The organism is Duodenibacillus massiliensis, from assembly GCF_900128485.1.
In the GTDB taxonomy this organism is placed as follows: Bacteria; Pseudomonadota; Gammaproteobacteria; order Burkholderiales; family Burkholderiaceae_F; genus Duodenibacillus; species Duodenibacillus massiliensis.
Map to the genome: position 1 here is coordinate 166300 of NZ_LT635860.1, position 25513 is coordinate 191812.

The 25513-nt window shown below is 56.2% G+C and carries 24 protein-coding genes and 1 pseudogene; 14 read left to right on the forward strand and 11 right to left on the reverse strand.

All coding sequences use genetic code 11. From position 1 onward, the window contains the following. The first annotated feature begins 45 nt into the window (after nucleotides 1-45). The gene (dcuC, locus tag BQ7486_RS06315) at nucleotides 46-1437 is read left to right on the forward strand and encodes a C4-dicarboxylate transporter DcuC (protein ID WP_022373651.1); all 1392 of its coding nucleotides are present in this window, start codon (nucleotides 46-48) and stop codon (nucleotides 1435-1437) included. A 153-nt stretch (nucleotides 1438-1590) separates the two neighbouring features. On the opposite strand, the pseudogene BQ7486_RS12495 reads toward dcuC, so the two are convergent. From BQ7486_RS12495 to BQ7486_RS06335, 4 genes and pseudogenes are all read right to left on the reverse strand, one after another. Beyond that, nucleotides 1591-1734: pseudogene (locus BQ7486_RS12495) on the reverse strand (IS256 family transposase); the annotation flags it as partial. A 175-nt stretch (nucleotides 1735-1909) separates the two neighbouring features. After that, nucleotides 1910-2512, reverse strand: a complete 603-nt coding sequence (locus BQ7486_RS06325) for a Type 1 glutamine amidotransferase-like domain-containing protein (protein WP_074009389.1) — start codon at nucleotides 2510-2512, stop codon at nucleotides 1910-1912. Between the two features lie 131 nt (nucleotides 2513-2643). Then, entirely contained in the window at nucleotides 2644-3426 is a 783-nt protein-coding gene (locus tag BQ7486_RS06330) for a Fic family protein (RefSeq protein WP_074009390.1), read from the reverse strand. Further along, entirely contained in the window at nucleotides 3423-3998 is a 576-nt protein-coding gene (locus BQ7486_RS06335) for a recombinase family protein (RefSeq protein ID WP_074009391.1), read from the reverse strand. Before BQ7486_RS06335 ends, BQ7486_RS06330 begins: the two co-directional genes overlap by 4 nt. A gap of 85 nt (nucleotides 3999-4083) precedes the next feature. Between BQ7486_RS06335 and tnpA the strand changes: the two genes are divergently transcribed. Next, entirely contained in the window at nucleotides 4084-4497 is a 414-nt protein-coding gene (gene tnpA, locus BQ7486_RS06340) for an IS200/IS605 family transposase (RefSeq protein WP_074009392.1), read from the forward strand. Between the two features lie 109 nt (nucleotides 4498-4606). Beyond that, entirely contained in the window at nucleotides 4607-5674 is a 1068-nt protein-coding gene (locus BQ7486_RS06345) for an RNA-guided endonuclease InsQ/TnpB family protein (protein WP_235836749.1), read from the forward strand. Nucleotides 5675-6022: 348 nt separating this feature from the next. Here the strand turns inward: BQ7486_RS06345 and iadA are convergent, their stop codons facing one another. Then, nucleotides 6023-7165 (reverse strand): beta-aspartyl-peptidase, encoded by a 1143-nt coding sequence (iadA, locus tag BQ7486_RS06350; RefSeq protein ID WP_074009393.1) that lies wholly within the window; start codon nucleotides 7163-7165, stop codon nucleotides 6023-6025. 191 nt (nucleotides 7166-7356) lie between these two features. Here iadA and BQ7486_RS06355 point away from each other — a divergent pair, with 191 nt between their 5' ends. The 3 genes from BQ7486_RS06355 (at nucleotide 7357) to BQ7486_RS06365 (ending at nucleotide 9909) form a co-directional block, all read left to right on the forward strand. Beyond that, the gene (locus BQ7486_RS06355) at nucleotides 7357-7767 is read left to right on the forward strand and encodes a hypothetical protein (RefSeq protein WP_022373641.1); all 411 of its coding nucleotides are present in this window, start codon (nucleotides 7357-7359) and stop codon (nucleotides 7765-7767) included. A 2-nt stretch (nucleotides 7768-7769) separates the two neighbouring features. Then, nucleotides 7770-8552, forward strand: coding sequence for an enoyl-ACP reductase FabI (locus BQ7486_RS06360; protein WP_074009394.1), 783 nt, complete (start codon nucleotides 7770-7772; stop codon nucleotides 8550-8552). Between the two features lie 97 nt (nucleotides 8553-8649). Further along, a complete protein-coding gene (locus BQ7486_RS06365; RefSeq protein WP_074009395.1) occupies nucleotides 8650-9909 on the forward strand; it encodes a P1 family peptidase in 1260 nt (419 codons plus the stop codon). Nucleotides 9910-10023: 114 nt separating this feature from the next. Here BQ7486_RS06365 and BQ7486_RS06370 read toward each other — a convergent pair whose 3' ends face one another. Further along, the gene (locus BQ7486_RS06370; RefSeq protein WP_235836750.1) at nucleotides 10024-11508 is read right to left on the reverse strand and encodes an FAD-dependent oxidoreductase; all 1485 of its coding nucleotides are present in this window, start codon (nucleotides 11506-11508) and stop codon (nucleotides 10024-10026) included. A 331-nt stretch (nucleotides 11509-11839) separates the two neighbouring features. Here BQ7486_RS06370 and BQ7486_RS06375 point away from each other — a divergent pair, with 331 nt between their 5' ends. Beyond that, a complete protein-coding gene (locus tag BQ7486_RS06375; RefSeq protein WP_074009396.1) occupies nucleotides 11840-13279 on the forward strand; it encodes a DEAD/DEAH box helicase in 1440 nt (479 codons plus the stop codon). Nucleotides 13280-13336: 57 nt separating this feature from the next. Here the strand turns inward: BQ7486_RS06375 and BQ7486_RS06380 are convergent, their stop codons facing one another. From BQ7486_RS06380 to BQ7486_RS06395, 4 genes are all read right to left on the reverse strand, one after another. Beyond that, entirely contained in the window at nucleotides 13337-13828 is a 492-nt protein-coding gene (locus BQ7486_RS06380; RefSeq protein ID WP_074009397.1) for an acyl-CoA thioesterase, read from the reverse strand. Between the two features lie 109 nt (nucleotides 13829-13937). After that, nucleotides 13938-14555, reverse strand: a complete 618-nt coding sequence (gene ttdB / locus BQ7486_RS06385) for a L(+)-tartrate dehydratase subunit beta (RefSeq protein ID WP_022373635.1) — start codon at nucleotides 14553-14555, stop codon at nucleotides 13938-13940. Then, nucleotides 14552-15451: a L(+)-tartrate dehydratase subunit alpha gene (gene ttdA, locus BQ7486_RS06390; protein WP_022373634.1), complete on the reverse strand. Its 900-nt coding sequence runs from the start codon at nucleotides 15449-15451 to the stop codon at nucleotides 14552-14554. Before ttdA ends, ttdB begins: the two co-directional genes overlap by 4 nt. Nucleotides 15452-15625: 174 nt before the next feature. After that, nucleotides 15626-16828: an amino acid aminotransferase gene (locus BQ7486_RS06395; RefSeq protein WP_074009561.1), complete on the reverse strand. Its 1203-nt coding sequence runs from the start codon at nucleotides 16826-16828 to the stop codon at nucleotides 15626-15628. 390 nt (nucleotides 16829-17218) lie between these two features. Between BQ7486_RS06395 and rpsB the strand changes: the two genes are divergently transcribed. The 6 genes from rpsB to BQ7486_RS06425 all read left to right on the forward strand — a co-directional run bounded on the left by rpsB (nucleotide 17219) and on the right by BQ7486_RS06425 (nucleotide 22304). Beyond that, complete coding sequence (rpsB, locus tag BQ7486_RS06400; RefSeq protein ID WP_074009398.1) at nucleotides 17219-17974, forward strand: 30S ribosomal protein S2; 756 nt, start codon at nucleotides 17219-17221, stop codon at nucleotides 17972-17974. A gap of 150 nt (nucleotides 17975-18124) precedes the next feature. Then, nucleotides 18125-19015 (forward strand): translation elongation factor Ts, encoded by an 891-nt coding sequence (gene tsf / locus BQ7486_RS06405; protein ID WP_074009399.1) that lies wholly within the window; start codon nucleotides 18125-18127, stop codon nucleotides 19013-19015. 266 nt (nucleotides 19016-19281) lie between these two features. After that, nucleotides 19282-20019: a UMP kinase gene (gene pyrH, locus BQ7486_RS06410; RefSeq protein ID WP_074009562.1), complete on the forward strand. Its 738-nt coding sequence runs from the start codon at nucleotides 19282-19284 to the stop codon at nucleotides 20017-20019. A gap of 42 nt (nucleotides 20020-20061) precedes the next feature. After that, nucleotides 20062-20625: a ribosome recycling factor gene (gene frr / locus BQ7486_RS06415; RefSeq protein WP_022373629.1), complete on the forward strand. Its 564-nt coding sequence runs from the start codon at nucleotides 20062-20064 to the stop codon at nucleotides 20623-20625. Between the two features lie 104 nt (nucleotides 20626-20729). Continuing rightward, nucleotides 20730-21437: a polyprenyl diphosphate synthase gene (uppS, locus tag BQ7486_RS06420; RefSeq protein ID WP_074009400.1), complete on the forward strand. Its 708-nt coding sequence runs from the start codon at nucleotides 20730-20732 to the stop codon at nucleotides 21435-21437. 33 nt (nucleotides 21438-21470) lie between these two features. Beyond that, nucleotides 21471-22304 (forward strand): phosphatidate cytidylyltransferase, encoded by an 834-nt coding sequence (locus tag BQ7486_RS06425; protein ID WP_022373627.1) that lies wholly within the window; start codon nucleotides 21471-21473, stop codon nucleotides 22302-22304. Between the two features lie 16 nt (nucleotides 22305-22320). Here the strand turns inward: BQ7486_RS06425 and BQ7486_RS06430 are convergent, their stop codons facing one another. Next, nucleotides 22321-23217: a DMT family transporter gene (locus BQ7486_RS06430; protein WP_074009401.1), complete on the reverse strand. Its 897-nt coding sequence runs from the start codon at nucleotides 23215-23217 to the stop codon at nucleotides 22321-22323. Between the two features lie 591 nt (nucleotides 23218-23808). Between BQ7486_RS06430 and BQ7486_RS06435 the strand changes: the two genes are divergently transcribed. Continuing rightward, the gene (locus BQ7486_RS06435) at nucleotides 23809-25467 is read left to right on the forward strand and encodes a CTP synthase (protein WP_022373066.1); all 1659 of its coding nucleotides are present in this window, start codon (nucleotides 23809-23811) and stop codon (nucleotides 25465-25467) included. Nucleotides 25468-25513: the final 46 nt, after the last annotated feature.

Here is a 25513-nt window from a genome sequence, read left to right on the forward strand (position 1 = left end):
AGACGCGGATTTCGTCTTGTCCGACAAACAAAGGGAACATTACAAATGCTGGGGATCTTTCTTGTCATCGCGGGCGTTGTGCTCGCGGCCTACCTTGTCATCAAACGCTATTACGCACCGTGGGCGCTGCTCATGGTGGGTATTCTGCTGCTTATCTGCGTGACGCTCATTTCAGGCGATCCGCTTGTGACCGGCAAAAAGGCCACGCACAGCGCGGTCTTTGACATCGTTCAGGTTTTCACAAACCTGCTGCAGAGCCGTGCCGCCGGCATCGGCATGAACATCATCTGCGTGGGCGGCTTTGCCTACTACATGGACAAAATCGGCGCAACGAAAGCGCTGGTGAGAATCTGCATCAAGCCCCTTTCCTATGTGCATGCACCGTATCTGCTCCTGGGGTTCGCCTACCTGGTCGGGCAGCTGCTCAATGTCTTTATTCCCTCGGCTGTGGGCCTGGGGATGCTGCTGATGGTGACGATCTATCCGCTTTTGGTTGCCGTGGGTGTTTCGCGTCTTTCGGCTGCAGCGGTTGTCGCAACGGCAAGCTGCCTGGATCTGGGGCCGGCTTCAGGTAACTCGCTTCTCGCGGCAGAAATCTCCAACTTGCACGTGATGGAATTCTTTATCCAGAGCCAGCTTCCTGTGGGCGTTGTGGCGGCAGTTGTGATTGCCGCCGGCCACGTGCTTCTCGGAAAGTTCTTCGATAAACGGGACCTCGCAAGCGGCCGTCTGACGGCAGATGACTTTAAGCTCAGAACGGAGGTGAAGCAGGAAGGCGCCGCGGCGCAGCCCGATGCGCCGGTCTATTACGCGATTCTGCCGATTCTGCCGGTGGTGCTCCTTTTTGTGTTCAGTAAGCTTGTTTATGCGGGAGTGCGCCTTGAAGTGGTGACGGCAATTCTCTCCTGCGCCTTCATTGCCTTCATCGTGGATCTTCTGACGGTAAGAAGCCTCAGAGCCTGCACGGACCGCACGAAAGCCATGTTTAACGGCATGGGCAAGATCTTTTCCTCGACCGTGCTTTTGATTGTCTGCGCCGAAGTTTTTGCCGAGGGCCTCAAGCGCTCGGGCGGCATCGACACAATTTTGCAGAGCGTGGCGCAGATGCAGGGTGCGGGCGGCGTCACGATGCTTCTCGTTATGTTCCTCATCATGGCGCTTGCAGCCTTTGTGACGGGGTCGGGTAACGCCGCGTTCTTTGCGTTTTCTCCGCTTCTGCCGCAGGCCGCGGGCTCTGTGGGCTGGGCCACTGTCACGATGGCCGTGCCCGTGCAGCTTGCAAGCGGCATCGCACGCTCGATGTCGCCGATTGCGGGCGTTGTGATGGCGGTCTCTGGTATTGCGGAAGTCTCGCCCTTTGAACTTGTGCGGCGCACGATTCCGGTGATGGCGGGAGGCCTTATCGCTACCTTTATCGCTTCACTTCTCATTCTCTGATCAGAACGCAGATTGAAGTAAAAAAAGGCCGCAGACAGTCATTTGCCTGCGGCCTTTGCTTTGGGTGCGCTCGGCATGAGGGCGTTCTAACGGGTGAAAGTCCCGAGTGCAGGGGGTAGCACCAAGCACATAGCCAAGAGCAAGGGTGTCTGCCATGAAGCGTTGGGCTACGATCTTCATCGCTTCGTTGAAATGAGCCTGCGTTAAGGCCGTTAAGCCGCCGGCTTCCATCAGCTGCTCTGCGGCATCGTTCAGAATGGCCTGCTGCTTGTCGGTAAATTTTACGGTGTCGTTTATTTTGGGTGTACGGTGTGCCACGGTGATTCCTTTCGCGCCCTACGGGAGCGCTATTATCGCCTGGACACAAAAAACCTTACATCCTCCAGCCAACCGGTCCGAGATTCTGGGTATAGAAGTGCGCCCTTTAGTTCCTAAAGGGATTTTATCAGTTCGACAAACTTGAATTTTCAAATTAGTCTTTGCAAATAACCTTTGAACCTTCACCATCAATTACAATTCCCTGACGGTTGTTAATTGGGCATAGATTCAAATCAGAAAACTCAGTCATTATTTTCACGGTAACTTTCTTAAATGGTGCTGTAAGATAATGTGGAAGAACATAGAAATCAATCAAATCAAGCCCTGCATCATCTTCTTGTGAGTAGTCCTCCGGCTTTTCATCCATTTGTTCAATATATTGGATGGTAGGAGCGCATATAATCGCACCTGCCGATTCACCGATCATCAGTTTTCCCTTTGCCAATTCTTTCTTCAACAGCTCATCCGTTCCCGTTTTACGGAGCTGGTCCATAAGGAAAAAAGAATTTCCACCAGTAAAATATATCACGTCCGTATCTTCAAAAACAGATTGTATCGTTGAATAAGCCTCCGTTGAAATATCAATTTCAGTTACGGCTGCTCCCAGTTTATTAAATAGCTTTCGAGCCGAGCCGACATAACCGGTGTAGCCTTCACGCAGCGATGCTGTTGGAATAAATGCGACTTTTTTGTTATCAATTTCTTCTTTTATCAAACTTCCTACACTTGAAAAGTGCGAACATAAAAACAGCTTCATCCATATTCTCCTTTATAAATTTGTTGCTCAATTTCGTGTTCAACTTATACCATAAAGCTTGTGAACAATACTACCGTCATTTTTAATATATGAGAAAAGTCCGAACAGTTTTCTGCCCGGACTTTCTCGCTTTAAAATGGGTCAGACTTCAGTTCGTCTTTCGGCAGATCGCTGTAAAGATCTGTGACGATGTCGGCGAAGAAAGCGAACATGCCGTCGGCGTTGCTGGTTTCATAAAACGTTTTCAATTCGCTGTGAAACCGTTCCGACTGCTTGTTGAGCACCGAGATCGGCAAATAGCCGTTGCTCATCAGCACACCGTTCATCATGAGAGACGCCGTGCGTTTGTTGGCGTCGTAAAAGAACTGCGAGCGCGACATAAAGAGGAACGCCGCGATAGCGCGTTCCTTGGGATTGGCGACGGCGGTGTTGAGCCAGCCGAGCCCGGTTTTGGCGAGGGAGTCCAAGGAGGAAGCTTCCGGCGGCAGGTATTCCACGCCTTCGATGGATACGCTGCCGGTTCTGAACGTGCCCCAGACGAGGGCGTCTTCGAGGGCGGACAGATTGTGAATCGCGCAGGCCGTGGCCTTATCCAGCGCAAAGGTGTTGGAGCGCACTTTGTCGATGAGAAGTTTCGAGGCGTCGCCGTAGTTTTTGACCTGCAGCAGGTCAAAAACACTGATGCCGCCTACGGATTGCCCTGCCAGGATGGTTCGGGTCTGCGGTAGCGACGTGGGGTTGTTCTCCAGCGTCCGCATGCAGTTCCAGGTGATTTCGGCAAGATTCTGTTTGAAGACCATGGCACTCTTGAAGGCGCTGCCGAAATAGGGGATCGCCAGCGGCGATTTCCCCGGTGTCCAATACATGCCGCAGAGATGAGTCTTCATCTCATCGACGTAAATGAGGGAGGTCATTGCGTTTTGTCCTTCGGATTGAGATAGCGGTAAACGGTGGCGCGACTGATACCGACCTTCTTTGCGGCCACTGAAAGCGGCACGCCCAAAGCCATCTGCTTTTCGACGGTTTCGATCTGCTCCGGTTTGACGGTGCGCTTTCGCCCTTGGTAAACCCCGCGGGCTTTGGCGAGCTCAATGCCTTCCCGCTGTCGGGCTTTAATCATGGAGCGTTCAAACTCGGCAAAGGCTCCCACCTGCTGCAGCATGAGTTTGGCGGTGGGGGATGCGTCTTTCCCCACGTCAAATTCGAGTTTTTCTTTGAGAAAGTGAATAGAGACACCTTTCTGGGTGAGTGCCTCTACGGTTTTCAGAAGGTCGGAGAGGTTGCGGGAGAGGCGATCTAGGCTGTGCACGATGATGGTGTCGCCCTTACGGATGAACGCCAGCATTTCTTGCAATTGCGGCCGGTCGAGGTTCTTACCGGACACGCGGTCTTCGTAGATTTCCTCCACGCCGACCGCTTCGAGCTCGGTGCGCTGCCGTTCGGGGTTCTGGTCAGCGGTGCTGACTCGGATATAGCCGATTTTCATAGAATTTGCGCGAGGAAACCCGCGTCTTCAGACGCGGGAGGAATCGCGGCTGTTTTTATTTTAAAAAATTGGTACCATACGCACTATGCTAAACATCGTTTACAGCAGAAACTGCGTCTATCAGACAGCTTACCATATGGTATGGTGCCCCCAGTACAGGAAATCCGTTCTCAGGGGTGGTGTTGCGCAGTCTCTGCGTGAGTTGCTTGAAAGCATATGCGCTGAAAGAAAGTATGAGATACTTTCTTTGGAAATTCAGCCGGATCACCTGCACCTGTTTGTCAGTTTTCCGCCGTCCGTCAGCATTGCCGACGCGGTGAGAGTATTGAAGGGTGCCAGTGCAAGGATGCTGCTGATGCGGCATCCGGAACTCAAAAATGAACTTTGGGCAGGCCATCTTTGGTCGCCTTCTTACTACGTCGGAACAGCAGGCAGTGTCAGTGCAGAAACGATCAAAAGCTACATCGAAAGGACTGAACACATCCGCGGACGGCGTTAGGCGCGTTGAAGGGAGCGGCAAGTGTGTCCGCACAGCCTGCGTTCGGCTGGAACTACTCGATCCGGCAGCACACGAAAAGCTCGCAGCGACGCAGAGACTCTATGCGCAGGTGTGTAACTTTGTAGTTCCGACAGTAGCGGCGGACCGCACGAAGAGGCTCTGGCAGCGTTTCACGCTGCATCACGCAGTTTATGACAAGATCAAGGCAAAATTTCCGGATCTCGGCAGCCAGTATGCCTGTAACGTCATCCGCTCGGTGTCGGCAGCCTACAAGACGGAGCTTGCCAAGCATCCGGCACAGCTCAAAAGTGAGGACAAGAAGCTCAAGACGCTGGTGTTCAGGCACCCCTCGGTTCACGTCGACAAGAACACGCTGACATTTTTCCCTGACGGCACTGTTTCAATTTCAACCATCAGCGGTCGGATTCGGGCACGTCTGTGCCCCGGCCCTTTTCAAAAAGAGTTGCTGGCTTCGGGAAAGCGTAAGGAGTGCAACCTTGTTCTGCATCCCCGGAGAGGCCGGAAAGAAGCGTTTTGGGAGCTTCACATCGCAGTGGAGACCCAAGGTTGTTCGGGCGAAGAGCATTTAAAGAATCTGAAAGCCGACGAGATCATGGGTATTGATGTCGGCGAGAACAATATTGCGGCCGTCAGCACGGGCCGTATTTGGAAAGCAGGAGCATTAAAGGATAAAAGAGACCGATATATGAGTCAGAGAAAGCGTCTTCAGCGCAACGGCTCTCAGAGTGCCAGACAGCACCTGAAAAAAGCCTCAGGCCGAGAAAGACGCCATGTGACGCATGTCAATAACGTTGTAAGCAAAGAGATTGTGCAGGAAGCCGCAAAGCGGGGTATCAAGTTAATCGCCCTGGAAGACCTGACGCATATCCGGGATCACATCAAGGCCGGGAAACGCATCAGAAGCCGACTGCACCGCTGGTCTTTCCGTGAGTTGCAGGAGATGATTGTTTACAAAGCGGCAGCCGCTGGAATCCGGTGTGTTTTCCTGGATCCGCGCTATACAAGCCAGACATGCTCACAGTGCGGGGCACCGGGCAAACGCCATAAGCACGGGTTCCGATGCAGCCAATGTGGTCACCTTGCGCACAGCGACTTGAATGCGAGCCGCAACCTGCAGGGTCTGTGCCGACAGCTGTCAGCACAGGGGCTGATGTAAACCAGCCTTATGTTGGGCCGTGTGATGCGGTTACAATAAAGCCCCCGTCTTCAGACGGGGTGTTGTTTACGTCTCATTAACTGGTCGTGAAACAAAAGTGCATTTTATGGCACAAAACCATTTAAATGAAACGATGAAAGGCGTTGTCTTTGCTGTTTCGCGGGGGTGTACGGTGTGCCACGGTGATTCTTTTCGCGCCCTACGGGAGCGCTATATCGCCTGGACACAAAAAACCTTACATCCTCAGCGGTACTGATGCGTGAGTCGGGATTCTGAGGTTTGGAGGACCAAAAAAGGCGCCGTGAGGAGATAATCCTTCGGCGCCTCAATCATTCCTGCCGGAGAGGATTACTTTTCGTACATCCCCTTGGCAACGACGGTGCTCGCACGCATCATGCTGCGGCCGCGGGCAAACATATCGGTGATTTCACAGGCGTCGTTTACAAGCAGCAGGTCGGCGTCCATGCCGTCCTTGATTTGCCCCTTGCCCGCGAGGTTGAGGCCCTTCGCGAGGTTCGTGGAAACAAAGCCGATTGCCTTTTCAAAGCCCAGTTTTTCCACGAGCTTCTGAAATTCGGGCCATGCGCCGTTAATGGGGCAGACGTCAAGTCCGATCATCTCGCCCTTATCGTCAAAGCGCGGGAAGGAGCCGTGCGCATCCGTGGAGAGCGTGAGCTTGTCGGCCGCGACGCCGTCTTCGAGTGCACAGAAAACGGCGTCAGCGGCCGTACCGCAGATACAGGGGCCGGCCGTGAGGTCGATCATGCCGCCGCGGCGGGCAAACGCAAGCGACCGCTCCCAGGTGACGTCTTTACGGGCACAGTGTGTCGGGCGGATGTGTTTGATGGGCATGCCGGCGTCGCAGCAGGCATCGATGATGTCGTAGGCGGTGTTGCCGAGGTCTCCGAGGTGCACGTGCAGGAACCCGGTCTTACCGGAAATCATGCCTCCCACGCGGATGTCGGAGAGAAGGTGCAGGATGTCCTGCTCGGTGGGGAAACTCGAGCGGTGGTCACCGAGCGCAATCTTTACGCCGATCACTTCGGGAATCGTCAGTAGTTCACGGCGCACGGTGCCGGTGATGGTCGTCACGGGAAACGCGTAGTTTGAGGTCCACATGTAGGTTGTGAGACCTTCGGTTTTCAGTGCCCGGACTTTCGCGAGGAGGTTTTCGATGCTGCGGGTTTCGCTGTCGGTGCCGGAGACGCCCACTACGGTGGTGATACCGGCTTCAATGAATTCATGAAGGCTTGCTTCCGGGCAGCGGGAGACCGGGCCGGCTTCGCCGCCGCCACCGGTGACGTGGATGTGCTGGTCAATGACGCCCGGCATCATCACGCGTCCCTTGGCGTCCACGGTTTCCATGCCGGGGACGTTCACCGTGAGGTCTTTGCCGACGGCAACAATCTTGTCGTTGACGATAAAGACGTCGGCGGTGCCCAGATGTTCGGGCGCGTAAACGTCCGCGTTTTTAATGAGAACGGCTGTCATAAAAACCTCTGAAAATGTGGTCGGTGCCGCTTTGGCGGCGCATATTCTGAAATTCTAATCCGGCCGTTCGGATGATCGGGCGCACTTTTCGGCATTACCGGGTAGTTTCGCGCTCCGCATCCCGATATAATCGCCGCGTTTCAGACCTCGGGTACGTTCCTGCGGTCATTTTGTTTTTGGGGGAGCCGTCAGTGCGTCCTGTTTTTGTGCTCGATGTTGCCGAGCGTTCGATCGATCTTCTGACGCGTGAGCGTTTCATTGACGATTACTGCAATGTTCTCACCGCCAACGGCCGGACCGTCAAGGACGATCCGGACTTAACGCCCGAGGAAAATGAGCACAAGCTCTTTTTGGCGGCGGTGACCGAAATCCAGAAGGATAACGACATCCGCATTGCGGATACGGCGGCCAGTCTCACGACCGTTATTGCGCAGTTTTACGAGCAGGCTTTAAAGAAAGCCGTGACGGTTGAGGACTACCAGAAACTCGCCAAGACTCATCTGGAGCTTCTTGCGGAACTCTCTGCGGTTTTGCAGAAACTCTCGCTTGAACGCGCTAAAGAGCGCCGCGAAAAAGAAACCCCGAAGGAAGGAGCACTTTGAAAATGCCGATGCTTAACAACAAACGGTTTGTCATCACGGGCGTTTCCTCCGAGCGCTCCATTGCGCACGGCATTGCCTGCGTGGCGCACGCCGAAGGTGCCGAACTGATCCTCACCTACAACAACGCGCGCTTTGAATGCCGTGTGAGAGCCCTTGCTGAGGAACTCAATGCCAAGGTGATCCGGCTTGATGCCTCGGACGATGCTTCCGTGGCGGCCTGTGCTGAAAGCGTGAAAGCCGTTTGGCCCGACGGCATGGACGGTTTTGTTCATTCCATTGCCTGGGCGCCCCGGGAGGCCATTCAGGGGTCCTTTTTGGAAGGTATCAGCCGCGACGGGTTTCTTGCGGCAATGAGTATTTCGGTTTATTCCTTTGCGGCGCTTGCCAAAGCCTTTTTGCCTCAGATGGAAGGGCGGCGCGCCGCAATGCTCACGGTTTCCTATTTGGGGGCAGAAAAGGTGCTTCCGAACTACAACACCATGGGTGTTGCTAAGGCAGCGCTTGAATCCATGACGCGCTACATGGCAGCGGACCTGGGCCCCAGGGGAATGCGCGTCAACGCCCTTTCCTGCGGACCGGTGAGAACGCTTGCGGCCTCAGGCATCAAGGACTTCAGCCGGATGCTTGCGGCAAGCGAAACGTTAAGCCCCATGCGCGAAAACATCACCACGACGGATGCGGGTAACGCCGCGGCGTTTCTCCTTTCAGACCTCGCCCGCATGACAACGGGCCAGACCGTCTACGTTGACGGCGGGTTTGAAATTTTGGCGCCGGGCGCTCTGTAAAATACCGCAGCCTTTTTTTGTTAAGACCGCCTGTCTTTTTCCCGTAGGGTGAAAGGTTGCAGGCGGTTTTCGTTTTTAACGCACAACGAACGACATCATGCCTTCAGCTTCGTCCCGTAAACCCCGTCTGCCGCAGCCCTCGGAAATCAAGAATTTTCCGGATGATCCGGCGATGAAGGTGTTTGAATCCAACGGCACGCTTTACGGGGGCTACCGTATCCGTAAGCGTGACCCGATTACGCACAAGCAGCACGAGCAGAAGGTTTATTCGGGCCGTATCGTCGACGGCGTCTACTACACGATGGACGAATTTAAGGAGCGCTTTACCCGCACCGGTGAACCCCGGCAGTCGGGCGCGGTGCTGCCTCAGGGGTTAACGCCTGCGGCAGAAGAGGCTGTGCGTAAAAAGGCGGATCAGAACCAAAAGCTCCTTGCGGACATCGCGGGTGTTCTTGAGGACTTTGACGGGACGCTCGGCGACGGTGTTGCGGACGAGGAACCCAAGAAGGCACCGGCCCTGAAAAAGGGGCGTAAGTCCGCGGCAGCGGCTTCAGACGCTGCTCAAGCCCGGCCGCGTGCCTTCGGGCGCTTTACGCCGGGCGAGAAAAACGATCTCACGGACGTCTCGGGCGTCACGGTAAAGCACTACACGTTTGAGGCTGACAAGGGTAAGACCGGGTGCGGTCTGACGATGGTCGGGTTTGAGGGAAGGGAAGTCAAAGCCGCCTTCGTGCGCTTCGGTGAAGTCCGTGCCTGGGGGCTTGAGGCGCTTGTGGAATCGCACCGTATTAAAGGTTCGGTGGTGATGACAAGCCAGACGGCCTTTCAGAAGGTGCTCGCGCTTTTGCCGGACACTGAAAAGGATGTGCTTCTTGCGCAGCCCGTGGAAGGCGTCAACCTGGAGATGTTGCCGGCTGATTTGTCCGGTGCGCGGTTCACAGTGAAAGACGGCGCGCTCGGAGCCGGTGTCGGTTTGGAGGCCTTCGGATTTGCTGGCGGCGTCGGATCGTCTTCGCGCACCGCTGTGAGGGGCTACAAGGTTGCCGTCATGGCGCTTGCGGCGTGCGAAGGGATGCTTCAGGCGGTTGAAACGGGAAAGACCGAGGCGCCGCAGGGCGCGGGCGGATCAGTCCTGCTTCTGACTGTAACGGATGCTCCGCTTTCGGTGACGGCTCTGACGCGACTTGCCAGAGCTTCCGTTGCGGGGCTTTTCCGCACGGGGGCAATGCCCTTTGCGGTGACGTCCTTGGCTCTTACGACGGACACGGGTGAAGTCAATGACACGGCTGCGGGGACGGTGATGCTGGCTGCGGCGGATGCGGCTTTAGAAGCCGTAGTCCGAAGCTTCAGATCCTGACATTCATAAGAGGGGTCTGAGGGGGTACAAAAAAGGGAGCGGCTCGTGTGGGTTTCCGCTCCCTTTGCGTCAGAAGCTCAAAGAAGAACTTCTGACGCGGACGTCAATGGGCAATTAAGCCTTCTTGCCGCCCTTAAGGCCCTTTACGTACTCAGCAACCGTCATACCGAAGACGCCGGCGCTCGTGAGCTGAGCGCCGCCCACGTAGTTGTCGTAGAAGAGGCCGCCTGCAGCGTTGCCGATGCAGAAGAGACCCGGGATCACCTGGTTTTCGGTGTCAAGCACCTGACCGTTGGTGTTGATGAGCGGACCACCGAACGTGGCCGTCATACCGCCCTGGAACGGAACGATGTAGAAGGGAGCCTTCTTCACGACCGGGGGCTTCGGAAGGGTATTGACCGGGCTCATCTTCATGGCTTCGCCGTCTTCGATCGCTTCGTTGTAGTCTTCGATCGTTTCCTTCAGAGCCTTCGGATCAATGCCCGCAGCCTTAGCGGCTTCTTCAAGGGTGTTGCCGGTGTAAACCGGGGCCTTGGTGCGGGCGTAGCTTGCCCAGTCGTTCTTCAAAATCGGAATGTCGTGCGCTGTCTGGTCGCACACCATGAAGGCCCAGTTGTCAGGCGTATTGGCTGCCACTTCGCGGGACATCTGAACGTAGGTCTTGCCTTCATCGATGAAGCGCTTGCCCTGGCGGTTCACGCACACACCGTTGTTGACAATGTTCAAGGGGTTGGCGCCGGTCGGGCCGTAAATCGGGCCGCAGTGGAACTGGTCAACGTTCACAACCTTGGGCATGAAGGGGGCCGTCAAAACAATGTTTTCACCGGCAATGATGCGGGAACCGCGGATCGGCATCTTAGCGCCGGCGCTGCCGATAAACTGCGTGACCAATTCCTGGTTGGCAGAGTAGCCGCCGGTGGAAAGAACCACACCGTACTTCGCATAGACTTCAGAAAGGCCGTTTTCGTTCTTCACGCGCACGCCGTTGACGTTGCCTTTCTTCGGATCGCTCAAAAGCGCGACAACCTTGTTGCCGGTGCGGACTTCCACGCCCAGGGACTCAGCCTTCTTCATGAGCGTCATCGCAAGATAAGCGCCGCCCGGCTGAACGTCACCGGTCACGAGGTGAGAGCGGGTGAGCTGCGGCCACACAAGGCGGGCACCGGTCTTAAAGTTAATGCCGCAGTCGCTGTGCAGCCACTCAAGCAAACGGGTGCAGTTATCGACAACCTTGTGCGTCAGAGCCGGATCAGCCTTGCCCTGAGACACCTTCATCATGTCGTTGAAGAACGCTTCATTGGTGTCGTTGGCGGTACCGGCGGCCTTCTGGAATGACGTGTTGAGGCCCAAGAGGAACCCAGCCGCGTAAATGGTGTTGCCGAAAGGCATATCCATCTTTTCCAGCAGCAGGGGCTTTAAGCCCAGCTGCGCGGCACGGACGGCGCACACGAGGCCGCCGCAGCCGGCGCCCACAATGATCAGATCGTACTTGGCGCGGGCGGGACGGGCTTCAGCCGTGGCGGAGACACCGGCCAGAACACCGGCGGTTCCGAGAGCACCGACGGTGGCCGTCTTAAAGAAGTCGCGACGCGATTCCATTGTCATTTTCTTTTCCTTCTCTGTAATGCTGTTCCGATGCCGGGTTTTGTCTGCCGGCAACGGCAAAAACACAGTACTTACGACTGCTTCGGCGGCAACTTTACGCCGTGCAGAAAACTGTGTTCTAAGGTGTTTGTCTCAGAGCAGTGCAAAGAATTTGCTGAACAGTGCTTCAAATCAAATGCGAGGTTTGCCCGAATGTAACGGAATCTGAACAAAATGCGGAAAACGCCCCTGATATAATTTCAGTTTACGTGTCCGCGTTAAGAAAACGAGCGGATTATCCTTTTTCTGATTTGTTAAGACGCGCCCCTGAAAGGCGCAAGCCGGAATGCCACAACAGCAGCCTGCCATTACTTCATTTTCCGATTTCAATCTCGATTCCCGTATCCAGACCGCGATTGCGGCGATGGGTTATGTGAATCCGACACCGATTCAGCAGAAAGCCATTCCCGCCGTTTTGGAGGGCAGGGACGTGATGGGTGCTGCGCAGACCGGTACCGGAAAGACGGCGGGTTACGGGTTGCCCTCGCTGCAGCGGATTCTGCGGACGGCAAACACCTCCGCTTCTCCGGCGCGCCACCCCGTGCGTATGCTCGTTTTGGCGCCCACGCGGGAACTTGCCGATCAGGTTAACGACAATCTGAAGCTTTACGCCGCGAACACCCCCCTGCGGGTCGGCGTTGTCTACGGCGGCGTTGACATTAAGCCGCAGTCAGACCAGCTGCGCCGCGGCATTGAAGTGCTCACCGCAACGCCCGGGCGCCTTCTGGATCATATTGAGGGCAAGGCTGTCAATCTCTCGCAGGTGCAGATCGTCATTCTTGACGAAGCCGACCGGATGCTCGACATGGGGTTTTTACCCGATATCAGCCGCATTCTCAATCACCTGCCGAAAAACCGGCAGAGCCTGATGTTTTCGGCAACCTTTTCGCCGGAAATCAAAAAGCTTGCCGCAAACTTTCTCAATGACCCCGTCTTGATTGAGGTCGCGCGCCGCAATGCGACCGCAGACACCGTCCGCCAGGTCTTTTACCGCGTCGAAGACCGTCAGAAGACGGCGTCCCTTATTGAAATTCTCAAAACCCAGGGTGAGGGGGCGACCGCCTTAAAGCAGGTCCTGGTGTTCGTGAACGCCAAGATCACATGCCGGCGTCTCACGCGGACCCTCACGCAGGCGGGCATCAAGGCCGACTCCATTCACGGGGACAAAACGCAGGAAGAACGCACGGCCGCGCTTGAAGCCTTCAAAAAGGGCGAGTGCGAAGTTCTCGTGGCAACCGACGTTGCCGCGCGCGGTCTTGATATTGAAGAGCTTCCCGTCGTCATCAATTACGACGTGCCCTACGTGGCGGAAGACTATGTGCACCGCATCGGCCGCACGGGCCGCGCGGGAGCGCAGGGGCTTGCCATCATGCTCATTACGGCAACGGACGACCGTTCTGTGGCCGCCATTGAAAAGCTCACCAAGCAGACCTTTAAGCCGGTCGACTACCGGCCCGTGGAACGGTTCCGTCCGCGGCGTGACGGGGACCGTAACGGGTATTCGGATCGTCCGCGGCGCGAGCACTGCCGCGACAATGATCACGAAGGGCGTGCGCGTCCGGAGTACGGCACCTACCGTAAGGCCGTTTACGATCCGATCTTTGATAAGCCCTACGAGCCGAGCAACACGCCGCCGCGGCCTATTGCCGCAACACCGGTGCAGCCTCTGAGAAGCACCAAGAAAAAAGCGCCCGTGGCAGCGCTTTTGGGCGGCCGGGGCCGATAAACAAAAAGGCTCTCTTTCGAAAACGAAGGAGAGCCTTTTTAAATCAGCCGTCAGGATTTAATTTGAGGATCCCAGGGGTGCGACGCCCTGATCATCCGTTTCCTTGGGGTGCGCTTCAAAGTAGCGCTTTCGGCTTTCTTCAATGGGAATGGGACGGCCGTCCGGGCCCAGGCACACATAAACGAGCGTTGCCTGCGTCACCAGATCGATGGTGTTGTGAGCTTTGGTAAGGCGCTCGGCATAGACCTCAACCTTAATTGTGATGCTTGAGGTCCCTACCTTCACGATGTCGGTGTAAACCGAGACCACGTCACCCACCCGGATCGGGTTTTCAAACGTAAAGGAGGAGACGGCGCGCGTCACTACTTTGCGCGAGAGGCAGTAGCGCATGGCGGTGATGCCGCCCGCTAAGTCCACCTGGCTCATCACCCAGCCGCCGAAGACGTCACCGTGCTGGTTGGTGTCTTTGGGAAGCGGTTCCACTCGTAAAGCCGGCATCTTGCCCTCGGGGAGCCTCACGCGGCGCGTTTCGCGGACAGTGTCTGTCATTTCTTTATCCCTGTTTGTCCTTTTTATAAGAGTGCGGGATTTTAGCGCAACGCGAAAAAAAGCCGTCCGGTAAATAAAGTCTGCCGGACGGCTTTTGGGGGAGGATTTTTTAGTCGGTGTAACCGATCTTCGGAAGGATGTCTTTGACGATCCCGCCCTTCTTTTCGTTAAAGAGCGCTTTGTTCTGCGCAATGAGGTTGCGGCCTTCGGTGTCGATACTGACAATCAAAGGTCCGAATTCCTTGACCTTCATGCACCAGAGCGATTCCGGCATCCCGAGTTCGGGCCACTTCACGTCCTCGACGACTTCAACGTGTTCAGCACCGATCACGGCGCAGCCCGCGGGGAAGATGCAGTGAATGGCCTTATGCGCTTTGCAGCCGGCTTCGGTGTTGGGGCCCATGCCGCCCTTACCAATGATGAGGCGCACGCCTGTTTCATCGATAAATTCCTTTTCAAAAAGTTCCATGCGCATGGAAGTCGTGGGGCCGATTGCGACCACACGCCAGCCGCTCGGGCTCGTCGGATCCTGCGTCATGATGGGACCGCCGTGGAAAATGGCGCGGTCACGGATGTTCACGGGGAGCTTGCGGCCGTGCTTGACGACACGGGTGTGGGCGCAGTCGCGCGCCGTCACGAGCGTTCCGGTGAGATAAACGATATCCCCGATTTTGAGGTCTTTGACGTCTTCTTCTTTAATCGGCGTCGTCAGGATTTTCTTGCTCACAGCGTGACTCCTTTATGCGTGAAGACTTCGTAGCTCAGATCGGCCTTAAAGCGGATGCCGGCGCGGCGGTGTGCCCAGCAGCCGACGTTGACGGCAGCGGCAAGGCAGGAGGGGTGGCGCGCGGCCTGTTCGACGTTCACACCCATCACGGTCTTGGTGCCCCCGAGGCCGTTGGGGCCGATGTTGAGCTTATCGAGTCCCTCGGCGATGATTTGCTCGAATTCGGCGCCGCGGGTGTTGCTGTTGTGTGATCCCACCGGACGCATGAGCGCCTTTTTGGAAAGCACAGCCGCGACTTCAGCCGAGCCTGCGATGCCGATACCGACCAAAAGCGGCGGGCAGGCATTGATGCCGCGCTCGCAGATCAGGTCAAAAATGAACTTCACGACGCCTTCGTAGCCTTCAACAGGCATGAAGACTTTGGCGGTTCCGGGAAGCGAGCAGCCGCCGCCCGCGAGATAGCAGTAGATCGTGCATTCGTCACTGTCAGGAATAATTTCCCAGTCGGTGTAGGGAATGCGCACACCGGTGTTGTTGCCGGTGTTTTTCTCGTCGAAAATCTGCACGGCGTTGTGGCGCAGCGGAGCTTTCTTGGTTGCGCGCTTGGCGGCTTCAGGCAGGCACTGCGGAATGTCTCCTAAAAGCGGAAACTTTGAGCCGCACTGAATGAAGTACTGAATGACGCCGGTGTCCTGGCAGCTCGGGACGTTGCGGCGCAGCGCGGCGTCCTGATTGGCAAACATCGTATCGTAGATGATGTTGGCGAGTTCGCTTTTCTGCTCCTTGCGGAGTTCTTCGAGCTTTGTGACAACATCGTCCGGAAGACGCTTGGCCGTGAGTTCGGTGAACCGGGCCATGGTCTCGGTGAAGCGTTCGCAGAGGTTCTGATCTGACATAGCTGGGAAGTGGGATCGTTAATCAAAAAAACGCAGTGGTGTTCCTCACTGTTGAGCGGCAGTTTATATAGTTGTTTAGTGATAATCACGATTAGTTCTATTGGGTAATGCAATAGAACTGCATAAAACAAAACCGCCCGAAGGCGGCTTTGTCTATTAAAACGTGCGCGCGTTTTAAAGGACCGTGGCAATTGCCTTTGCAACGTAGGCGACGTTCTTCTTGTTGAGCCCGCAGATACAGATGCGGCCGTTACGTACGGCGTAGACGCCGAATTCGGTCGCAAGGCGGTCAACCTGTTCGGGGGTAAGACCCGTGAAGGAGAACATGCCGGACTGACGCGTTACAAAGCTGAAGTCGCGCTTGGCACCGATTCTTGCCATTTCTTCGGCAAGTGCCGCGCGCATCGTGCGGATGCGGTCGCGCATGCCGGCGAGTTCCTGTTCCCAGTGCGCGTAGTTCTTGGCGTCGGAAAGTACGTGCGAGACGATGCGGGCGCCGTGAGCGGGCGGGTTGGAGTAGTTGGCGCGGATCACGGCCTTAAGCTGCGTCATCACGACCTGGGCTTCGGTCGCATTCGGAGTGACAACCGTGAGCGCACCGATGCGTTCGCCGTAGAGGTTAAAGCTCTTGGAGTAGGAGGTGGAGACGAGGAAATTCATGCCGCTTTCGGCAAAACGGCGGATGGACCACGCGTCTTCGTCAAGGCCCTTGCCGAAACCCTGATAGGCCATATCAAGGAAGGGAACGAGGCCCTTTTCCTGGCAGACCGCAATCACCTGATCCCATTCATCGTGCGTGAGATCGTAGCCCGTGGGGTTGTGGCAGCAGGCGTGAAGAATCACAAGGGTCTTTACGGGCAACGCCTTAAGGTCTTCCATCATCGCAACAAAGTCGATGCCGTCACGCGCGGCGTCATAGTAGCGGTAGCCCTTTACTTCGTAACCGGCCATCGCAAGAATCGCATTGTGGTTGCCCCAGGTGGGTTTACTCGTGGCGCCCACCGTAAGACCGCAGAGGTGATGCATGAAGTCCATGCCGACTTTCAGAGCCCCGGTGCCGCCCAAGGTCTGCACCGTTGCGGCGCGTCCGGAAAGAACGATTTCGCTGGCGGCGCCGAAAACCATCTTCTGCACGAGTTCACCGTAACCGGCGAGACCGCTGATCGGAATATAGGTATGCGGAATACGGGCGGCAACGATCGCTTCTTCGGCTTCCTGCACGACTTCCAGAATCGGGGTCTTGCCTTCTTCGGTGAGGTAGGCGCCCACACCGAGGTTCACCTTTTCGGCGCGCGGATCGGCGCGGAACTTTTCAGATACACCCAGAATCGGGTCGGCGGGAGCGGCCGTAAGACCGGCAAAAAGCGAAGTCGTCATTTGAATCTCACCCAAGTTGGTATTGTTGGTTTACGGGCGGCAAAACCTACAGAGGCTTTCTTTGCCGCCTTTAGTTGCCGACTGAGTCTAATACAGCGTGCATGGTTCGAATTGAGAGGTATTGCGTATCCGAGGCCCGAAAAACTGTAACCGCGTGCAAGCGGGAATCCGACGCTTCGGTCTGAAAAGTCAAAAAATATTGTGTTTGACCGGCGTTTCTTCTATAATCCCGCGCTTTCCAGCTGAGGCTTACTCGGACGGAGAAAGGAAGAGACCCGGGCTTTTGTAGGACCGGTCTTTGTAAATAGCGCGTCCGCACCCATCCGGGTTGGCCCAGGCTTTGGGCACACCGGGGCGGCGTAAGACTGAAAACCTTGGAGTAAATTCAAAATGACCAGCATGCGTGAAATGCTCGAAGCGGGCTGCCACTTCGGCCATCAGACCCGTTTCTGGAACCCGAAGATGGCTCAGTACATCTTTGGCGCCCGCAACAAGATTCATATCATCAACCTCGAAAAGACGGTTGAAAAGTTCGAAGAAGCCACGAAGTTCGTGCGTGAACTCTCTGCCCGCGGCGGCAAGATCCTCTTCGTGGACAGCAAGCGCGGCGGCCGCGACATCATCGTCGAACAGGCTCAGCGTTGCGGCAGCTGCTGGGTTGACCAGCGCTGGCTGGGCGGCACGCTCACCAACTTCAAGACCGTCAAGCAGACGATCAAGCACCTCAAGGAAATGGAACAGACCATCGCCGACGGCGGCCTTGAGAAGATGAGCAAGAAGGAAGCCCTCGACTTCACCCGCGAAATTGAAAAGCTCAACAAGTCGATCGGCGGCATCAAGGAAATGACGAGCCTGCCCGACGCCCTCTTCATCGTTGACGTTGGCTACCACAAGATCGCCATCGCTGAAGCCAACAAGCTCGGCATCCCGGTCGTGGGCGTTGTCGATACGAACTGCAGCCCCGAAGGCATCGACTACGTGATCCCCGGCAACGACGACTCCAGCAAGGCTGTCGCCATCTACGCTTCCGGCATCGCCGATGCGGTTTTGGCCGGCAAGGCTGACCGTGTCACGGGCGCAGAAGAAGAACCGGCTGAAGAATTCGTTGAAGAAGTCGACGAAAAGGCCGAAACGCCTGCTTCCTAAGACGGCGTCTCTTTGAACTGAAAAAAGGCGCACGCCGAGCCCGATGCGAGCCCGCCGCTGCGCCTTTTTCGTAAATACATTTGATTTTTCCCGTAGGCAGTCCGCAAGTCTCGGACCGCTTACGTCAAAACCCGAAAGGAGTTGAAAATAATGGCTGCTATTACTGCTGCAATGGTCAAGGCCCTGCGCGAAAAGACCGATGCTCCGATGATGGAATGCAAGAAGGCGCTTACGGAAGCTGACGGTGACGCCGCCAAGGCCGAAGAGATCCTGCGTGTCAAGCTCGGCAACAAGGCGAGTAAGGCCGCGAGCCGCGTGACCGCCGAAGGCGTGATCGGCACCTATGTTTCGCCCGACGGCAAGACGGGCGCCATCGTCGAAGTCAACTCTGAAACCGACTTCGTTGCGAAGAACCCCGAGTTCCTCAAGATGGCTGCCGACGCCGCCAAGCTCATCGCTGAAAAGGCCCCGGCTGACGTCGCGGCGCTTTCCGCTCTCGAACTCGAAGGCAAGACCTTGGACGCGATCCGTACGGCTCTCGTCGGTAAGATCGGCGAAAACATGACCTTCCGCCGCTTCAAGCGCCTTGAAGCCAAGGGTAAGCTTCACAAGTACGTGCACGGCGGCAGCAAGATTGCTACGCTCGTTGACGTTGAGGGCGGTGACGACGAAGTCGCGCACGACATCGCCATGCACATCGCTGCTTCCAAGCCCAAGGCTCTTAACGCCGAAGGGATCGACCCGGCTCTGATCGAAACCGAACGCCGTGTTGCGATCGAAAAGGCCAAGGAAGCCGGCAAGTCCGAAGCGATGCTTGAACGTATCGCCGACGGTACGGTGAAGAAGTTCCTCAAGGAAGTGACGCTTCTTGACCAGCCCTTCGTCAAGGACGACAAGGTGACGATTGCTCAGCTTCTTAAGAGCAAGAACGCCAACGTCGCTGACTTTGCCCTCTTCGTGGTGGGTGAAGGCCTTGAAAAGCGTAACGATGACTTTGCCGCTGAAGTGGCTGCCCAGACGGCTGCTGCTCAGAAGGCTTAATTCCGCTTTCTGACGGTGCCGGAAATTTTTCGGCACCCGGCAGGAAAAACGCGTTTCGGCCGTGTTGCCGGAGCGCGTTTTTTGCGGCCGTCACTTTCGCCGGCGAAGTCCGGACGCACGCAAAATTTTTTCTGATCCGCGTCTTAAGAAGGTCAGATTTGGCGGTATCATGACGCTGGATTTTTACGGATTTTTTATTAGGTCCTTTTCCTGATGCTTTGGGCCGGATAAAAAACGGGTTTGAAAGACATAATTGGAGCCACGACATGACAGAAACGAACGGGCAGACGCCTGCGCCTAAATTCAAACGAATTCTCCTGAAGCTTTCCGGTGAGGCGCTGATGGGGGATGACGCCTTCGGCATCAACCGCGCAACGCTTGCTTCGATCGTTGAAGACATCAAGGACGTTCTGTCACTCGGGGTGGAACTCGGTATTGTTGTCGGGGGCGGCAACATCTTCCGCGGTGTGGCTCTGGGAGCGACCGGTATGGACCGCGCAACCGGCGACTACATGGGGATGCTTGCGACCGTCATGAACGGTATGGCGTTGCAGGATGCGCTCAGAAACGCGGGCGTTGAAGCACGCGTGCAGAGTGCTCTGGCGATGGAGCAGGTGGCTGAACCCTATATCCGCGGCAGAGCGCTTCGCTATCTGCAGAAAGGCCGCGTCGTGATTTTCGCGGCGGGCACGGGCAATCCTTTCTTTACGACCGACACGACGGCCGCACTGCGCGGCGCCGAGATCGGCGCGGAAGTCGTTTTAAAGGCCACCAAGGTTGACGGCATCTATTCTGAAGACCCGAAGAAAAATCCCAATGCCACGCTTTACCACGACATCACGTTTGATGAATGCATGAAGCGTGACCTCAAGGTGATGGACGCAACGGCCTTTGCTCTTTGCCGTGATCAGAAGCTTCCGATCAAGGTCTTCTCCATCCACAAGAAGGGCGCGATGCGCCGTGTGGTGTTGGGGGAAGACGAGGGGACGCTCGTTCACTGCTAAAATAGTCCAATTGTTTTTTGCCATACACATTAAAACAAGGCCATGACAACGATTGCAGAAATTCAGCAGACCGCTGAACACAAAATGAACCGTACGGTGGAAACGCTGCGTGAGGAATTCACGAAACTGCGTACGGGCCGTGCCTCGGTGGGGTTGCTCGACCACATCTCGGTTGAATACTACGGCTCGATGACGCCGCTTTCTCAGGTCGCGAACTTGGGCGTCGGCGACGCCCGCACGCTGACCGTGCAGCCCTGGGACCGCAAGATGATCCCTGTGATTGAAAAGGCGATTCTCACGAGCGACCTGGGCCTGAACCCGGCGACCTCCGGTGACATCATTCGCGTGCCGCTGCCTCCGCTTACCGAAGAGCGCCGCCGTGAAATCACGAAGGTGGTGAGAAGCGAAGGCGAAGACGCCAAGGTGGCCGTGCGTAATCTGCGCCGTGACGCCAACGAACAGGTGAAGAAACTCGAAAAAGCCAAGGAAGTGAGCGAAGACGACTCCCGCGGCGCCGAAAAGGACATCCAGAAGATCACCGACAAGTACATCGAAGCGATCGATAAAGTCGTTGCCGAGAAGGAAAAGGAAGTGATGACGGTTTAATGCCGTCTGCGGTATCCCTACAGTATTTCCGCCCTGAAAGCCGGTGTGTTTTCGGGGCGGTCATGTTCTTAATCCTCTGTTTTTGTTAAGGATTGTTTCGGGCGATGAGCTCACATATTCCGGCACATGTTGCGGTGGTGATGGACGGTAACGGCCGCTGGGCGAAGGCCCGTTTTCTGCCGCGCGTGGAAGGTCACAGGCGCGGAATGGCAGCCTTAAAGCGCCTCACCGAAGCCGCCCGCAAAGCCGGTATCCGGCATCTCACGGTCTTTGCGTTTTCGAGCGAAAACTGGAAGCGTCCCGCCGATGAAGTTAACGCCCTCATGCGCTTTTTCGTGGACGGCTTAACGCGCGAGGCAGAGCCTTTAAGCGAGGCCGGCATCAGGCTTCATGTGGTGGGGGATACCAAGGTCTTTTCGCCGGAGCTGCAGGCAGCGATCCGCACCGCGGAACAGATGACTGAGGGTGCGCAAGCCATGACCCTTAATATCTGTGCCAACTACGGCGGCCGCTGGGATGTGGTGGATGCCGTGAACCGCCTGGTACGTGACGACAAACCCGTGACGGTGGAAACGGTGACGGACGCTGTTTCCATGCAGTGGGCCGGGCCTGTGGATCTGATGATCCGTACCGGGGGAGAGCAGCGGATTTCAAACTTTCTTCTCTGGCAGCTCGCGTACGCCGAACTGTGGTTTACCGAAGTCCTGTGGCCCGACTTCAGCGAAGCCGACTTCAATGAGGCGCTGACCTGGTTTGCCGGACGCGAGCGGCGCTTCGGCCGGACCGGGGATCAGGTTAAAAACGGCGGCTAGTAAACCGCAACGACAACGCTTAAAGGTGGATGCATGTTAAAAACCCGCGTTATCACAGCTCTCGTTTTGGTGGCCGTTTTTGCCGCTGCCTGGTTCTTTTCGCCCGCTGCCTTTAAGGCGCTTATTGCCGCGGCCTTCATGATTGCGATGGGCGAGTGGCTCTTGATGCTTAAAGTCACGCCGGGTGCGGCAGGTGCCGCTGCCGTCATCGGTACCGTGGTGCTTGCAGCCTGCGCCTTTTACGATATTCGGTTAACCGACACGGTCTATACGGGCCTCATGCTCGTTGTGAGCTGCCTGTGGCTTGCGCTCACCGCTGTTTTGTTTGCCGCGCGCAACCTGGGTTTCCGCATAAAGCGCACGGTGTCGCTTGTCTTTGCCGTTCTCTTTCCGGTTTCCGCCTGGTTTGCTTTTGAACGGATGACCGCAACGGGCCTCGTATTCATGCTTTCGGTTTTCGCGGTTATTTGGCTTGCGGACATCTGCGCCTATTTCTGCGGCAGGCTCTTTGGCAAGCGCAAGATGGCGCCCGCAATCAGCCCGGGGAAGACCTGGGCGGGGGCTGTCGGAGCCGTTGTCTTTGTGTTTGCCTTTGCGATCATTGCCGCCGAGACCCTGCCGCACGACATGATTTTCACAAGTGTCGTTTTGGACAAGATGGGCTACGCCGCCGGGTTCGCAGCGGTTCTTCTGTTGGTGGCGGTTTCCATTGCCGGAGACCTTTTTGAGTCAGCCGTCAAGCGCCAGGCGGGCGTCAAGGATTCGAGTAATTTACTCCCCGGGCACGGCGGCTTTTTTGACCGCTTTGATTCCTCGCTGGCCGTTTTTCCGACGGCAGCGGCACTTCTTGCGGTTCTTACGCTCTGAGTGTAAAACGCGCAAGTTACGCGAGCGGCCGGCCTTCGGCCGCTTTTTTCTGCCGCAAAACGGAAGCGGTCTGAAGAACGACCGAAAGCGCAATCAGAGCAAGCCCCGCCCAGAAGCTGAAGTTGAGTTCCCGGGCTTCGTCAAAAAGAACCATCGCAATGAGAATGGAGTAGACGGGCTCAAGGTTGTAGGAGAGGTTAAGCGTAAAGGCCGAGATGTGCTTTAACGCCATCATCTGCAGCAGGTACATCCCGAGCGTGATCACCGTGGCAAAGATCACGAGGTAAAGCGTATCGGGCCAAAGCACCGGCCAAAAGCGCGTTTCGGGGTTGGCCAGGAACACAAAAGGCGCAGCCGCCGCAAAGGAAAGAACGGCTCCGGCAAACTGCCAGGTAAGCACCGTTTCCGGATTGTGCGTGCGCCGGAAGGACTTCATGAAGATGGCGATCAAAGCTGCACCCGCGGCGCTTAGCACCCCGTAGAAAAGCCCCAGCCGGTAGCGCGAGTCAAAGTGAAAGATGAGCGCGATGCCCAAAATCGTGAGCATCGAAAAGCCGATTTCTTTCAGTGAAATCCGTTTTCTTTCCAAAAGCGGCTCAAAGATTGCGGTGAAAAATCCGACTGTTGAAAAACTCAGTACGCCGATACTCACGTTACTGGCCTTAATGGCGGCGTAAAAAAGCATCCACTGCAGCGCAAGAAAAGCGCCGAGCAGCATAAAACGCGTGATGTCCTTTGCCGAGCACTTTTCAAGGCGTTTTACCGCAAGGACAATGCCCAGAAGCACGGAACCCCCGATCACCACGCGCCAGAAGACAATCATGAAAGGGGTGAGCTCAATCAGCTTGCCGAACACACCGGTCCAGCCGGCTAAAAGAATCGAGACATGCAGGGCAATAAAGGCGTTGCGCATGGAAGTGGTGGGTATTGGTGTGTCTGGCAAGCGGAGTATAGAGACAACAGCGCCGTTAAAATTGTCCAAGGTTCGGGCGATAACATACACGCATAACATACATGATGCATAATTTGAAAATGTTTTGCATGAATTAATGCTTAATGTATGTTATCTGATGGTTATTGATGATCAATTGATCATTAAGCAAGTGGGTTTGCGCGGGATTTAATCATCAAAATAACGGACAGTAAACATTAATGATCGTTAACAAAGGTGAATCCCGTGAGCAATGGACGCTGGCAGCGACAAATTTTTGAGGTTCGGTTATGCCTCCGATCGTGGGTTGTCTGATCGCCGTTTTGTTCGTCGGCGCTATCGGCATAGGAGGAGTTTTGTACGGCTTCTGGCTCAAAAAGCATGGCAAACTTTGATACAACGCCGGTAGCAGGAACTGATTCTTCCTGGCATCCGCAAAAAGAACACTGAAACTGAACCTCTCTGTCTATATAATTCGCCCAATAACACTTCTCAAGGACCGTGCGGACGAATAGGCGGGCATGCGGCCGCTTTTTGTGCGTGCAGTTTTTGTACCTGGCGAGCGAAAAGAGAATGACTAAATATGTATTCGTGACCGGCGGCGTTGTCTCCAGTTTGGGTAAAGGCATCGCCGCCGCTTCTTTGGCGGCACTTCTGGAGTCCCGCGGACTCAAGGTGACGATGATCAAGCTTGATCCGTACATCAACGTGGATCCGGGCACGATGAGCCCGTTTCAGCACGGTGAAGTGTTTGTGACCGAAGACGGGGCGGAAACCGACCTTGACCTCGGCCACTATGAGCGTTTCATCTCCTCGAAGATGCACCGCTATAACAACTTCACGACCGGTCAGATCTATAAGAGCGTTCTTGAGAAGGAACGCCGCGGCGAATACCTCGGCAAGACCGTTCAGGTGATTCCCCACATCACCAACGAAATCCAGGAATTCATCCAGCGCGGAGCCAAAAATTCCTGCGGCGGACAGTGTGACGTCGCCGTTGTGGAAATCGGCGGCACGGTGGGCGACATTGAGTCGCTGCCTTTCGTTGAGGCGGTGCGCCAGATGAGTTTCCGTGTGGGCCGCGGCAACGCCTGCTTTGTGCATCTGACGCTGTGCCCGTATGTGGCCGCTGCCGGGGAACTCAAAACCAAGCCCACGCAGCACTCCGTGCAAAAGCTCAGAGAAGAGGGTGTGTACCCCGATCTCCTGCTTTGCCGCGCCGAACGCGACATTCCCGAAAGCGAACGCGCCAAGATCGCTCTCTTCTGCAACGTCCCGATGGACTGCGTGATCAGCGTCACCGACGCCAAGACCATTTACGAAGTGCCCCTCATGCTGCATGCGCAGCGCATGGACGACATCGTCTGTGAAAAGCTCGGTCTTAATACGCCGCCCGCGAACCTCTCCGTCTGGCAAGAAATCGTGCGCCGCATTAAGGAGCCCAAGCGCGAAGTCGTGATCGGCATGGTGGGCAAGTACGTCGATTACGCCGACAGCTATAAGAGCCTCAACGAAGCGCTCACGCACGCCGGTATCCGCACCGAAACCCGCGTGAAGACCCGGTGGGTGGACGCCGAACAGCTTGAAAAGGAAGGTACGGACTCCCTGAAGGGCGTTGACGCCGTGCTCGTTCCCGGGGGCTTCGGTAAGCGCGGCACCGAGGGCATGATTAAGGCGATCGAATACGCCCGCGTCAACAAGATTCCGTTTTTGGGTATCTGTCTCGGCATGCAGACAGCGGTCATTGAATTTGCCCGTCACGTCTGCGGTTTGGGCGGCGCCAATTCCACCGAATTTGATGTCGATACGCCGCACCCGGTGGTGGCGCTCATCACTGAGTGGCGCGATCAGTCCGGCCGCATCGAGCACCGCGATGAAAAAAGTGACCTGGGCGGGACGCTGCGCCTCGGGAGCCAGCGCGTGCCCGTTGAACCCGGGACGCTTGCGCAGAAGATTTACGGCGACACGGTCTGCGAACGTCACCGCCACCGCTACGAAGTCAACAACGCCTACGTTTCGCAGTTTGAGGCGCACGGCATGACGATTTCGGCGAGGACCCCGACCGAGCACCTGCCTGAAATGATGGAATTAAAGGACCATCCGTTCTTCTTCGGAGTGCAGTTCCACCCGGAATTTACGTCAAACCCCCGCACCGGTCACCCGCTTTTTGAAGCGTTTGTGAAGGCGGCGATTGACTACAAGGCTTCTCACGAAGGCTTTGGCGACAAGTAAGTTTTAACCCGAAGCGGTCACGGTACGCATGGTGCCGCGGCCGCTT